Origin of the sequence: Microcoleus sp. Pol11C2 (genome assembly GCF_036701505.1) — a bacterium.
GTDB lineage: Bacteria > Cyanobacteriota > Cyanobacteriia > Cyanobacteriales > Microcoleaceae > Microcoleus.
On the sequence record NZ_JAUBQX010000007.1, the window covers coordinates 1 to 13,206 of the forward strand.

8 protein-coding genes and 1 pseudogene are annotated in these 13,206 nt (G+C 47.2%); 4 read left to right on the forward strand and 5 right to left on the reverse strand.

Going from position 1 to position 13,206, the window contains the following annotated elements:
• Nucleotides 1-160: 160 nt before the first annotated feature.
• A complete protein-coding gene (locus tag QUA42_RS06455) occupies nt 161-1,306 on the forward strand; it encodes a GTPase (RefSeq protein WP_333136124.1) in 1,146 nt (381 codons plus the stop codon).
• Between the two features lie 148 nt (nt 1,307-1,454).
• Here the strand turns inward: QUA42_RS06455 and QUA42_RS06460 are convergent, their stop codons facing one another.
• Together QUA42_RS06460 and QUA42_RS06465 are read right to left on the reverse strand one after the other, a co-directional pair.
• Nucleotides 1,455-1,664 carry a hypothetical protein gene (locus tag QUA42_RS06460; RefSeq protein WP_333136126.1) on the reverse strand — a complete coding sequence of 70 codons (210 nt, stop codon included), beginning with the start codon at nt 1,662-1,664 and terminating at the stop codon, nt 1,455-1,457.
• A gap of 97 nt (nt 1,665-1,761) precedes the next feature.
• A complete protein-coding gene (locus QUA42_RS06465; protein WP_333136128.1) occupies nt 1,762-2,259 on the reverse strand; it encodes a DUF393 domain-containing protein in 498 nt (165 codons plus the stop codon).
• A gap of 350 nt (nt 2,260-2,609) precedes the next feature.
• Between QUA42_RS06465 and gltX the strand changes: the two are divergent.
• Nucleotides 2,610-4,052: pseudogene (gene gltX / locus QUA42_RS06470) on the forward strand (glutamate--tRNA ligase); the annotation flags it as partial.
• A 402-nt stretch (nt 4,053-4,454) separates the two neighbouring features.
• Nucleotides 4,455-4,889, forward strand: coding sequence for a CAAD domain-containing protein (locus tag QUA42_RS06475; protein ID WP_333136394.1), 435 nt, complete (start codon nt 4,455-4,457; stop codon nt 4,887-4,889).
• Between the two features lie 85 nt (nt 4,890-4,974).
• On the opposite strand, the gene QUA42_RS06480 is transcribed toward QUA42_RS06475, so the two are convergent.
• The 3 genes from QUA42_RS06480 to QUA42_RS06490 all read right to left on the reverse strand — a co-directional run bounded on the left by QUA42_RS06480 (nt 4,975) and on the right by QUA42_RS06490 (nt 11,747).
• Entirely contained in the window at nt 4,975-8,631 is a 3,657-nt protein-coding gene (locus tag QUA42_RS06480) for a CHAT domain-containing tetratricopeptide repeat protein (protein WP_333136130.1), read from the reverse strand.
• Between the two features lie 40 nt (nt 8,632-8,671).
• Entirely contained in the window at nt 8,672-9,901 is a 1,230-nt protein-coding gene (locus QUA42_RS06485; protein WP_333136132.1) for a transposase, read from the reverse strand.
• 574 nt (nt 9,902-10,475) lie between these two features.
• The gene (locus QUA42_RS06490) at nt 10,476-11,747 is read right to left on the reverse strand and encodes an aspartate aminotransferase family protein (protein ID WP_333136134.1); all 1,272 of its coding nucleotides are present in this window, start codon (nt 11,745-11,747) and stop codon (nt 10,476-10,478) included.
• Nucleotides 11,748-11,875: 128 nt separating this feature from the next.
• Between QUA42_RS06490 and QUA42_RS06495 the strand changes: the two genes are divergently transcribed.
• A complete protein-coding gene (locus tag QUA42_RS06495) occupies nt 11,876-13,153 on the forward strand; it encodes a ribulose bisphosphate carboxylase small subunit (protein WP_333136136.1) in 1,278 nt (425 codons plus the stop codon).
• The last annotated feature ends 53 nt before the right edge of the window (nt 13,154-13,206 follow it).

Sequence of the window (13,206 nt, forward strand, 5' to 3'; positions counted from 1 at the left end):
TTATTCATTTTTTTTGTCATAATCAAGTATTGCATATAATTGTACCGTACTCATGATAATGATTTAGGATTGCTATACATCACGGGTTGATTAGGAGAATGCTTACCAAAACCCATTTATAGCAATCATTTGCGTAAACGATATTAGAGGAGGAGGGAAAATGCGTGACTCAGCCTTCGACGGGTTAGACGAAAAGAGCTTTTTTGACCGAGTACAAGCGAAATTTGTTGAACAAGCACCTGATTTATCCCAATCCCTCAACATTGCGATTATCGGCAAGGTAAGTTCTGGCAAAAGCTCACTCATTAATGCTTTGTTGAAACTGAGCCGAAGAAAAGCTTTAGAAATTGCCAAGGTAGGAGCAGTTTCGGGCGTTACTAAAGATTTAACAATTCTAAAACTTGATGAAAAGGTTTATTTAATTGACTCACCAGGTCTTGACGATGTGCGTGCAGAGAATAGTGAAGTCACCAAGAATTTTTTGAGGCATATTGATGTTGGCATTTTTGTAGTAACTGGTTCATCAGATGCTTCACAAAAGAAAAGCCTAGATGACTTGAGGCAGCATTGTGATTCATTTTTTGTTGTTCTTAACAAAATTGATGAGTGGGATGATCTCGATCCAACGGTTGTAGACGATGTAGTCAATCAGTGGAAAAACGATTTAAAGGTAGACAAGATTTATCCAACTTGTACGAAGGGTTACGATCCTAAAAGCCGTAATCCCAAGATGGATATTAGAGGAGTTTTTCCGCTACGCAGTGCCATTGAGGAATTTCTTGAAAAAAAGGGAAAAGACCTGCTGCTAGCAAGACACATGGCTGAAAAGCAGTCTTATGGAGTCAAAATAATTGCGGTAGCTTTGATAGCAGTGGCAGGTCAAGCATTTATTCCGGGCAGCGCAGCATTTATTACCGCAACACAGGCAGTTGCCATAGGGTCTTTGTATTACTTATACACTGGCAAAGTTTTGTCTTCTAAAGCTGCGCTCGCTATCCTGCCAACATTTTTAGCTGAAACAACGGGTTCCAGCCTCTTTTTGTTTGTTAAATCATTTCTTCCACCTACAGGTATTTTTGATGTGGCGGCGGCTGGGGTCGCAGTTGTTATCACTCTTGCACTATTGGCAACCGTTAATTCTATCCTTTCTAGTGATGCTAAGCTTGAGCAGGAAGAGCTTCTACGTTCAAAATTTACAAGCTACCATAAACAAGCTAAAGATGTGTTGAGGGATTTAGCATTGACTGACATACGCGATCTGCCTGAATGGAAAGTGCTTGTTAGCAAATTTTTGGATGGTATCTAGTTTCTGCCTAGTCCAGCGCGAAGTTGTGGCACCCACTCCACCCCCATCAACGACTCCTAATATTCCTTGCTCTTTCCTAGAACTCTCCTAACAAGTTCCGCAAACTCTTTGCCTATAATTAAATTTAAAGAGCGACTCCCAGCAGCGCTCAAAGGTGTGAGGAAATAAAGTGTCGGGCGATCTGATATGTCAAAACCAGGACGATGGGCACGAGAATCGGAATCGCAACTAGCAATCCCCATTTGCCAAACCTAAGTTTTTGACCGTCCGATTTTAATAGGAAAATCACAGCAGCAATTCCCATAAGTATCCAGAGACCACCGAAGCCCATGAAGACTGTATAGCCTGCATCTTGCATTTTTTTTGACCTTTAATAGTAGTCCATCTTTAATGTTAGTTGCAGTCTGTTTCTGCTGACATCTTCTGATAGGCCGATCGAACTTAGTAAATATGACTCATTTCGAGTTGGGTCGGCAGCGGCCCTGACTTTCGCACTCGATCCGCTGAGTTCGTGAACTCATAATTGTTGCTAAATCCGGCCTTCCCGTCAGCTTCAGCCGCCAGTCAGCCCAAATTCCGTACAGCCAATTGGCGATCGCCCCGATCACTGGTAACTTAGTCACAGCATAAACCCAGCCCATACCTAAAATCTCGTAGGTACGGCGAAAAACCTCCACATTTTTAACCGTCGTACCGTCGGGTAACACCGCGTGAATCCGCCCCATCGCCGTTTCGTAGTCGATTCCGCCGTGGGCCTCCGGGTTGTAGCTATCATCCGCAATATCCACAAACGACACTAAACCTCGCCCCGCGTCCTGTTTTTTCAAGAAATTAACCTCCCGCACGCACAGAGGACATTCACCGTCGTACAGCAACTCAATCTGCCAAGCAGGCGCAACAGACTCGGGTGAGGGCGCAACAGATTCGGAAAACTCAGTTTTAGCAGCAGACATAGGGAAATATATTTTAATGTCGTCGATCGCACACAAACATTTTACAAGGATAAATAGTTATCAGGTGCGCCTTGGGTACTCCTAAAGCAGTTATTTGGGGTGTGAAAAATAGTCCCAAAGGTGAATCCTGTCTTGACCACCCGCAAGCTATTATCATCAAGATGCCCTCTCCTGCCATGCCGGAGAGTTTCACCCGATCGCCCTATAGTCGAATCTCAAGCAATTCCAGGCAAAGCACCTGCCAAGCACAACTGTTAATTCGGCAACAAAATATAATAAAATTTAAAGTCTTAAACATCAGCTATTCCCCCAACCAGCAAATCGCCCCCAATCTAAAAGCAAAAATCTACATGAATGTCAGAGTCCGTCTAGCCCCCAGTCCAACCGGAAACCTACACATCGGTACCGCCAGAACCGCCGTATTCAACTGGCTGTTTGCCCGCAACCAAGGTGGCAAATTCATCCTGCGGGTAGAAGACACAGACGTAGAACGTTCTAAAAGCGAATACACCGATAACATCCTCGAAGGACTCACCTGGCTGGGTATGGAGTGGGACGAAGGCCCGAGTTTTCAGTCGCAGCGTCTGGAAATATACCGCAAAGCAGTCCAAACCCTTCTAGACAATGGACTCGCCTACCGCTGCTACACCACGTCGGAAGAACTCGACGAAATGCGGGAAGCACAAAAAGCCAACAAACAAGCCCCCCGCTACGACAACCGCCACCGCAACTTGACAAGCAAAGAGCGCGCAGCTTTTGAAGGCGAAGGGCGACAAGCTGTGATTCGCTTTATGATCGACGACGATCGCACCATCTCTTGGAACGACATGGTACGCGACACCGTAACCTGGAAAGGTAGCGACCTCGGCGGCGATATGGTAATTGCCCGTGCATCCAGCGGCGGTGTCATCGGCCAACCCCTCTACAACCTCGCAGTAGTTGTCGATGACATCGACATGGCCATCACCCACGTCATCCGTGGCGAAGATCACATCGGCAATACTCCGAAACAAATATTGCTCTACGAAGCTTTGGGCGCGACAATCCCAGAATTTGGCCACACGCCACTGATTTTAAACTCGCAAGGGCAAAAGCTTTCTAAACGCGACGGCGTAACCTCGATTTCTGACTTCAAAGATATGGGCTACCTCCCCGAAGCTTTAGTCAATTACATGACTTTGCTCGGTTGGACTCCGCCGGATTCAACGCAGGAAATATTTACACTGTCGGAAGCAGCAGAATTATTTACATTCTATCGAGTCAACAAAGCCGGTGCAAAATTTGACTGGGATAAACTCAATTGGCTTAACAGTCAATACCTGCACAAAATGCCAGTGCCGCAATTGACAGATTTGCTGATACCTTATTGGTGGCAGAAAGGCGGTTATGAGTTTGACTTGGAGGCAGACCGCCCCTGGCTCGAACAAATAGCTGCTTTAATCGGCCCGAGTCTCGTTCGCTTAACCGATGCTGTGGATATGTGTAAGGTATTCTTCTCCACCACCGTGGAATACGAAGAAGAAGCACTCGCACAATTGCAGCAAACAGGGGCGGCACAGGCTTTACAAGCAGTTGTAGAAGCTATGGAAAGTCATTCGTCCCTGACATCAGCGGAAGCTCAGAAAATCACTAAAAAGCTCAGTAAAGAGAAAAATCTTAACAAAGGGCTAATTATGCGATCGCTCAGAGCCGCTCTGACAGGTGCAATGCACGGCCCCGACCTGATAGAATCTTGGGTAATCCTTCACCAGCGAGGAACGGCTAAAACCCGTTTGCTTGATGCCATTAGCAACTTGAATTTGCCGGCTGTTGGTGTCGCGGACGAAACTTCTACCCCAGAACAACCAAAGGCAGAAACAGTCGCCGAAACTTCTGCTACAGAACAGTCAGCAGCGGAGGTTTCAAAAGTCGAAACACCGACTATTGAAACAATCGAAACCCCGGTTGTTGAACCATCAGCAGCAGAGGTTTCAGAAGTCGAAAAACTTGCGCTCGAAACAGTCGAAACGCCGACTGTCGAACCAGCAGTGGAAGTTACAGCAGTCGAAATACCGACTTCAGAAACAGGCGAAGTGTCGGCTCTTGAACCAACCGACGGGGAGGTTGCAGCAGTCGAAATACCGGCTCTTGAAACAGTCGCAGCAGCAGTTGAAATACCTGCCGCCAACCAGCAAACAACTATTGCGAGTGGAGAAATGACTTCATCAAACGAACCAGAAACAACCGTTATCATTACCGAAATTCCTGCCGGAAATGAAGCAGACAGTTCAAGCGGTACAACAAAAGTCATAATTACCGAAGAACCGCCAAGTCAGACCCAGCAGATCAAAGAACAAATTATCTCAATTTTGTCCGAGTTTCCCGCTTACATCGGCAGCTTTTACGAACAGTACAAAAGTCCTCTGACTGTTATCGGTGTAATTGTAGCCTCGATTGTCTCTTTGAAAGTGCTTTTGGGGATAATAGATGAACTCAACGACATCCCCCTGCTAGCACCCACATTCGAGCTAATTGGTATCGGATACACCGGGTGGTTTATCTACCGCTATTTGCTGCGATCGTCCAACCGGCAACAATTAGGTCAAGAAATTCAAGCCTTGAAAGAACAAATTTTCGGCAAAAAGTCCTAAACTTTTGCTGTAATTTGTTTAATTTATGCCCGACATTGACAACTTTAAATAAGTTGTTAGTGTCGGGTTTTTAAATGACTAATAACTAAACCCCAGCCGCAGTAAAAGCCGCCCAATAATAAGGATTAGCAAAAGGATAGGGTTTGCGGTTGCGAATTTGCTGCAAAGAAGCCTCCGCAATCAGGCGAGAACTTTGAGAAAGCCGATCGAACATTTGCGAAATTTGAGGTTGAAAATCAGCCAGCAACACCTCCAATTCCTCGCCAGTCAAATCCCGCAGCCACCTTTGAGCGTCCCCCAGTGCGATCGCCACATCTCCCACCTGCAACCGAGAAAACCGTCCCAGATTTTCATAAAACTTGCTCGTCAGCAGCAGCGTAGAAACATCGTTCACCTTCCAAAGACTGCTAACCACACTAGACGTGCCAGCATACAACAAACCGGCCGACAAACCCACAAAATCTCCTCCAGCACCGCTAACTCCGCCAGCGGCAATTTCGCAACCCGATAAAGTAACTAAAAAATATTCCCGAAAATCTAGATTAAAAATTTCCTCCAAACTCAGAGAATCATTCCTCAAAAACACTGCCGATTTCAGTGGCCAAGCCAAATTAAGCAAACTCAAACAAGCAAAATGAGCGCATTTTTTCTGCTGCAACTGCCCTATTTGCTGGGGCAAATTCCCATTATTAGCAGACATTTCTTGGGAAAAAGCCTCTTTAATTGCCGGCTTATGGCGCATAACTTCTGTATTGGCAAAATACTGGGAAATCTTGCCGATTTCAATGTTGCTGTAGAACGCATCTCTGGTGAAAGTTGGAATTGCCAAAAGGTGCTGCAAACCTGTTCTGTACCGACCCATAGCCGCTCCGTGTGCACTTTGTCTCAACAGCAATAGCTGACAGCTAGGAGCATAGCGAATTCCTCCGGCAAATCGATCGATCAAATAAGCAGCAGGCGCTGCAACCTCACCAAAAGACGAACTTTGAGAAAAATCCGAAAGGCTGTAGGTTTCCACATCAAAACCGCTGCGATCGCTCCACCCAGACCTAAAAATTCCCCCACCGTCCTCAAACCCGTCTCTCCCCGCCAAAGGCAAAGCGTGGAGTGGCAAAGCGTGCAAAAATCGGTGCGGCACAAAAATCAGCCGATCGCAATTATCGGGAATCAGCGCCACCACTCGATCGATTTCCAGTATCGCAGCCAAGCGTTTGAGGCGAGCCGGGAGATGATTGATCCAGCGACCTTTTTGTTCAGAATAAGCGCTGAGGTACTCCTGGCCCCAACTTTCGGCAGCCAAAGCATTTTCCGACGAACACAGGTGAACGGTGGGATATTGTGCACTCTTTACCACCACAAAAGCAACCAGCAACTCCCCCAAACTCGCCCACACCACAGCAGCGCAATTGTCATCAGGCAACAATTGGCGAATTTGCTCAAAAGCGATCGGTTCAACTTTGTGAGCTAGGCTGAAGAAAGGATCCTTTGCCTGCACCTCCCGCCCAATCAACCTATCCAACTGCTTCCACAATTGATTTAAGTGCATGAAGTCCGAGTTCGGCAGCAGAGAACCGCTGTTCAAACCTTGGCTATCCCCCTCAGAAATCAAGGTCGTGTTCGGCTCAGGTTCTCCCTGTTCTTGGTGCCGCTGTTCCCCCGCTATTTCCAGTTGCAGCGACTCCAACTCGCTTCGCACCGCGGCAGGAATTTCGGCTTTCGGAGTCAAGTGACATTTAACCAGCAGTTGTACCAAATTCCGATTTTTGTGGCGTTCGGCGTATTCCAGAGCCTTAGCGTAATATTCAGGTTGGCTGGCGCCGAGTTCCAAGCAAACTTGCACCAGGCATTTATAGAGTCCAGCCCAGGTGCGGGTTAATTTGACTTTTGCGGTAGTCGTCTGATCGCCAAAATCGACTGTATCAACTCCAACTTCGCAACGCAAAAATTCCACAATATCGACCGCAGCAGTAAAAACCCCGTAGGCGCGAAGCAAGTCGCCTCGAACTCGGTAAGCTTGACCCAAATAAAATAAAATTTCAGCCCAGCGGTGGGGATAGGTTTCGCGAGTGTAGACTTGACAGGCGCTGTGATAGCAGCCGATCGCGCTTTCCATGTGCGACAAGTTTTCCGCCTCCGTCAGTTGCGAATAAGCCCTGCCGAGATAAATTTGCAGCATTGCCCAGCGGTTGGGATATGCCTGCTTGGTGTAGACTTCGGCCGCATTTTGATAGCAGGCGATCGCGCTTTTGAGGTTGCGGTTTTTTTCCCCTTTCACGTGTTCGCAGAAAGCGCGGCCGAGGTAGGCACACAGCATGGCCCAACGTTCGGGAGATTTTTGGCGGTTGCAAAACAGCAAAGCATTTTGATAGCAGGCGATCGCCATTTCCATATTTTCGGCTTTTTCCCCTTTCACCCGCCGACTGTAGATCCTACCGAGGTAAGTTTGGATCGAAGCCCAGGCTTCGGGAAATTTGATGCGGGTGTAGACTTGTAAAGCATTTTGATAGCAGGCGATCGCCATTTCCAAATTTTCCACCGGATCGCCTTTGATGCGATCGACAAACACCCGGCCCAAATTCCGTTGAGTAGTCGCCCACTGCAGCGGAAAAGCTTCCCGAGTCCGCACCTGCAAAGCTCTCTGATAGCACGTAACCGCGTATTCGAGATTTTCGGCTCGGTTGCCCCGCAGCAACTCGCAGTAAGCATTTGCCAAATTATTTTGAGTTGTAGCCCAACGCCGGGGAAACACCTTGCGGTTGTAGACTTGCAAAGCATTCTGGTAGCAAGCGACTGCCAGTTCCAGATTTTCAGCTCGGTTGCCCCGCAGCCGCCGGCTGTAAGCGCGGCCGAGATTGTTTTGAGTGCTCGCCCACTCTTCCCCGAAAGTTTCGCGGGTGCGAACTCGCAGCGCGTTTTGATAGCAGGCGATCGCCTGTTCTAGATTGTCTGCCGGATCTCCCCTGAGACGCTCGCTGTAAGCGTTGCCCAGATTGTTTTGCAGCGTCGCCCACTGTTCCGGGTACTGTTCGGGCGTGCGTACTTGTAGGGCATTTTCAAAGCAAGCGATCGCCTGTTCGATATTTTGAGCCTTATCACCTTTGGGACGATCGCTATAAGCGTTGCCCAGATTGTTTTGCATCACCGCCCATTCTTGGGGAAAGTCTTTGCGGGTAAACACCTTGGCAACTGTTTCGTAACCGGCAATTTCGATTTCCAAGTTGTGAGCTTTGCTGCCGAGGGGAAACCGCCCAATTTTGTTGCTCAGATTGCCGATTAACGCTGCAATCCGCCTAGTCTCCGATTCTTTGGCTGCAGGAATCACCAAAGTGGCCCAGTGGCGCAGCAGTTGTGCGAAATTCTGGTCGAGTTTGTCTAAATTGTTTCTCAGCAGCGAGTACAGGTGCTGCGAATCAGGGCCGCGCGCGACTGCCTGCAATACTTCTGCTAAAAAAGCCAGATAGGCTGCCCCCCTTGCGGGCAATTTATAATTGCCTTTTGCAGATTCTAAGGGTGCGATCGCCCTTTGGAAAAATTTTGCAGCTTTCAGCAAGCTTTCTCGCGTCAGTGCCACTTCTTCCAAATAAAGCGTTTGCACGAACCCAAAGTCGATCGACTTTGGGTTCGTCCTCAAAATCAAATCTATTCCTGAGTCCCCAGGATTTTCCAGCAGCGCTTGGAGCATATTAACATCAGTTTTGCGACGCTGTTCGTCCATCGTGCATTCCGCCAAACTATTAACCATAGGAGCGCTGCTTCCGTGCAACCAAGTGAACTACCCACCGCTAAATCGTAGTACCGAATATAGTAGGGGCTTCTGTACTCATAGGCGAGTGCCTTAGCTGAGACTTTCGTCCAACCTTTGGTCTTACCTCGCCTCCTAAAGCCGAAACGGCTGAACCTTCCGCCTTTAGTATTTTGATACCTTCTGCTTTCATCTTTATCGCTGCGTTCCCCTCCCGATCGCGATCGGTAGCACAGTGAGGACAAGTCCCTTCCCTCATATCTAATGGTATCTCGGCCATTAGATGGAAACAATTAGAACAAAGTTTGGAAGTGGAAACCCCTCTATCAATCTCGACTAAGTTCCCGCCTTTGGGTTCCAACTTGTAGGCTAAGAAGTTGGTAAAACTTCCCAAAACCTCATCTGATCTTGCTTTCGTCAACTTTTGATTGCGAATCCTGTTCCAGAAATGAAAGTTTTCTACTCTGACCGCGAGGCGATCGCAGGCCAACTTATAACTAAGTTTATGTAGCAAATATTGCCACGAATTCCTAAACCGTTCGCATACCTTGGCAACCGCTTTTCTATATTTGTATTCAGAATTACTTCTTTTCTGCTGGTCTGTAAACTTTTGCTGCTTGCGCTTCAAGATCTTCTCGTGCTTGGCAAAATGCTTAGCATTAAAGTCATATTTAGATACTTTTTCATCATCGGGGACAATAGCAAAGTATTTCAATACTAAATCCCTGCCCGCAATCCTACTTTCTTTTGTTCTCTGGTTTTCAGCTTTGATTTCAGTCAGTATAGATGCCAGATATTTCCCTGAATATTTTTTACTAATAATTGAAGTCGGAATTTTACCCTCACTTAATCTATATCTCTTTATTTTTGTCTTACTTATCCCCCCCCTATAATTTAAAATTAGAGTACACACAAACTTGCCGTTTTTACGAGTGTGAAATAACCGTTCTTGAGCTTGATCTAGTAACTTATAAAACCCCGCGACTTCATCAAAAAACTTTTTGTATGCAGTCGTTAAGTTGAGCGTAGTAGCTTGCCTAAATTGGCTGTAATACTGACCTAACCCTACACTGGCCTCGGATTTTTTGAGAGCAGGTAAAAGTGTGTTGAGTCCGGAGAAGCCAAGTCCTTTACCAGTTTTTTTATAAACTTCAATTGATTTATTTAGACCATAATTAGACCACCAACGCGCACCCCCAAAAGTTGAAGCTACTTGTATTTGTTGATTTTGGGTAGGATACAAACGAACTTGGATAGCCTTGTGTAGCAATCAACATCACCTCCTTGGTTATTCTATTCTCTCACAATATACAGTTGATGATCAAAGCATTACGAAAAAATTTTGTGACGAGGATTACATATTTTCTCTCTTGAAAGCGAGTCCCAAAATTACTTGAGGATGCAATCGTCGTCACCCGCCCTTCCCACTATAACGGTACTTCGTTTAGTGGGAAGGGGGCGAAATAGTTAAACCAGGATTCACAAGTCCCAACAGACAGGCAGATAGGGAAACTAGCACCTGCAATGGCTAATAGTATAATTTTGCGCGCTGCTCTTTAGTAAAATCGCAGTTCAAAACACCGTCAGTCTTTCGGGGCGGGTTTCACAGAGAGTTCTAAATTTGACAAACCCGCCCTGACAGACTTGCAGCGGGGCGGGTTTACTTTTACCCCGATCGGACTTAGGCCAAAAAACCGGGCTTCTGGGAAACTATTGGGTTTGGTAACGAGGAATCTCGAAAGAAACCCGGTTTCTGAGGAAGAGTGTGTCCTCGACTAAGTGAGTTATCTAGGATATTGCGCGAGTTTCAGTGCTACAGCTAACAAAAATCAACTCAGTAAATTTTACTGTACCGCTTGAGAGCGCAGCGCTGATTCCACTGCCAGCAGAGCTCGATCGACTTCAGCGGCGGTGACAATCAGTGGCGGGACAAACCTCAGCACTTTCGGCCCTGCGGGAACCAAGAGCACTCCTGCGGCGATCGCAGATTTGACGATATCAGCGGATGTAAGTTCGATGTCAGCTTGCAATTCCATCCCGATAATCAAACCCCAGCCGCGCACTTCGGCAATTAAATGCGGATATGCCGCCGCCAACTTGTTGAGGCCTGCTTTCAACTGTTCCCCGCGCTGCTGCACGTTTTCTAGAAGGTTTTCCCGTTCTAAAGTTTGGCAAACGCACAAAGCTACAGCGCAAGCAAAAGGATTGCCGCCGAAAGTGCTGGCGTGACTTCCCGGTTCAAATACATCGCAGAAAGATTTGCACAGCATAGCGCCGATCGGGATACCGCCGCCCAATCCTTTGGCAGAGGTAAAGATATCGGGTTCAATGCCGAGGTTTTCGTAGCCCCAGTATTTGCCGCTGCGTCCCATCCCGACTTGCACTTCGTCGAGAATAAGCAAAATGCCTTTTTCGTCGCAAATTTCCCGAATGCGCTGGAAGTAGGCGATATCTCCGGGGCGAACTCCGCCTTCGCCTTGCAGCGCTTCCAGCATAATTGCTGCTACTTGGCGTTCGTCTTTGTCGAGTTGCTCGATCGCACTTTCGATCGCACTAATATCGTTGTATGGCACGTAGTGAAATCCGGGAACCAAAGGGCTAAAACCCTTCTGGTATTTAGGCTGTCCCGTTGCCGTAATTGTCGCCAAAGTCCGCCCGTGGAAACTCGCAACGGCGGTAATGATCGTCGGATTCGAGATATTTAATTTTTCGTGGGCGTACTTGCGGGCGAGTTTAATTGCCGCTTCATTAGCTTCTGCGCCGGAGTTGCAAAAGAAGGCTCTGTCAGCGCAAGAATGGTCTACAAGCCACTTCGCCAGCTCGCCCTGTACGGGGATGTAATAAAGATTAGAAACGTGGTGCAGGGTCTGAATTTGCTGAGTTACCGCTGCAATCATTGCCGGGTGGGCGTGTCCCAGAGTGCAGGTAGCAATACCAGCCACAAAATCGAGATATTCGCGGCCCTCGGTATCCCAAACGCGGCAGCCCAGGCCCCGTTCTAGGGCGATCGCAAAACGCCCGTAAGTCGTCATTACATAGCTGTCGAAGCTCTCAGAACTGAAGGGACTGGCTTCGGCTTGCACGTTTGGTTCTTTTAGTAAGGTTTCTGGACTCACGAATCGCTCCTTAACACATAATATGCAGACCTCGATTGTACGGTAAAAATCCAGGTTAGCGGTGCAGGCTGTTAGTTTTGTCATAAAATCATAACAGTAACTTCAATTAATCCCTCACAAATCTACTGATGAGTTATTACATTTCTCCTAACTTTCTCGATAAAGTTGCGGTGCACGTCACTAAGAACTTTTTAAATTTGCCTGGGGTAAGAGTTCCCCTAATTTTGGGAATTCATGGCCGCAAAGGAGAAGGCAAAACTTTTCAAACCGAACTGGTTTTTCGGCGGATGGGCTTTGAACCGGTGATGATATCTGGTGGGGAATTAGAAAGCCCGGATGCCGGAGATCCGGCGCGTTTAATTCGCTTGCGCTACCGGGAAGCTGCCGAGCAAATTCGCGTGCGCGGCGAGATGTGCGCCATCTTTATTAATGATTTGGATGCCGGTGCTGGCAGGTTCGATTCTACTACTCAATATACTGTCAATACTCAGATGGTCAATGCGACTCTGATGAATATTGCTGATAATCCAACTAACGTGCAGTTACCGGGAAGTTATGACAGTACGCCGCTGCACCGAGTGCCGATTATTGTCACGGGAAATGATTTTTCTACCCTGTACGCGCCGCTGATTCGCGACGGGCGGATGGAGAAGTTTTATTGGGAACCCAGCCGCGATGATAAAATTGGCATTGTTGGGGGAATTTTTGAGTCGGACAAATTATCAAAAACCGATATTGTGGGGTTAGTTGATAATTTTATCGATCAGTCGATCGACTTTTTTAGTGCTTTGCGATCGCGCATTTACGACGAACAAATCCGCGAATTTATTCACAAAATAGGAATCGAGCAAGTTTCCAAACGTTTGGTAAACACTTTGGAAGCAGCGCCAGATTTCCAGAACCCGAATTTCAGCCTCGCTCATTTATTAGAAATGGGCAGTTTGATGGTGGGTCAACAAAAGCGGATTCAGGAAATGCGCTTAGTAGATGAATACAACCAATCGCGCCTGTTCAACGTTCAAGGAACCCCCAATGCTGCGGCTGCTGGGCCAACGCAAAGTCAATTAAACGACCCATCATCCAAATATTATAAGGCTTACGTTGAGCCAAGTTCTGAAGGTGGTAACGGTCATGCGGCGCGGCTGAGTTCTGAGGTATTGGAACAAGTAAAACAGTTATTAGCAAGAGGCTGCAAAATTGGCATAGAATATGCAGATAATCGCCGATTTAAGACTGGTTCTTGGCAAAGTTGCGCGACGATTAACAATGCACAGGAAAAAGATGTGGTTGCATCTTTAGAAACTTGTTTGGCGGAACACGGCGGCGAATACGTGCGGCTGATTGGTATCGATCCAAAAGTTAAGCGGCGGGTAGCTGAAACAATTATTCAGCGACCGCAGGGTTAAAGCTAAAGTAGTTAAAGTTATGAAGGACACAACACTGTTGTGTCCCTACAGGC

Coding starts and splice junctions, on each gene's coding strand:
- QUA42_RS06455 (WP_333136124.1), top strand. CDS start 161: ATGCGTGACTCAGCCTTCGACGGGTTAGACGAAAAGAGCTTTTTTGAC.
- QUA42_RS06460 (WP_333136126.1), bottom strand. CDS start 1,664: ATGCAAGATGCAGGCTATACAGTCTTCATGGGCTTCGGTGGTCTCTGG.
- QUA42_RS06495 (WP_333136136.1), top strand. CDS start 11,876: ATGAGTTATTACATTTCTCCTAACTTTCTCGATAAAGTTGCGGTGCAC.
- QUA42_RS06475 (WP_333136394.1), top strand. CDS start 4,455: ATGACTTCATCAAACGAACCAGAAACAACCGTTATCATTACCGAAATT.
- QUA42_RS06465 (WP_333136128.1), bottom strand. CDS start 2,259: ATGTCTGCTGCTAAAACTGAGTTTTCCGAATCTGTTGCGCCCTCACCC.
- QUA42_RS06480 (WP_333136130.1), bottom strand. CDS start 8,631: ATGGTTAATAGTTTGGCGGAATGCACGATGGACGAACAGCGTCGCAAA.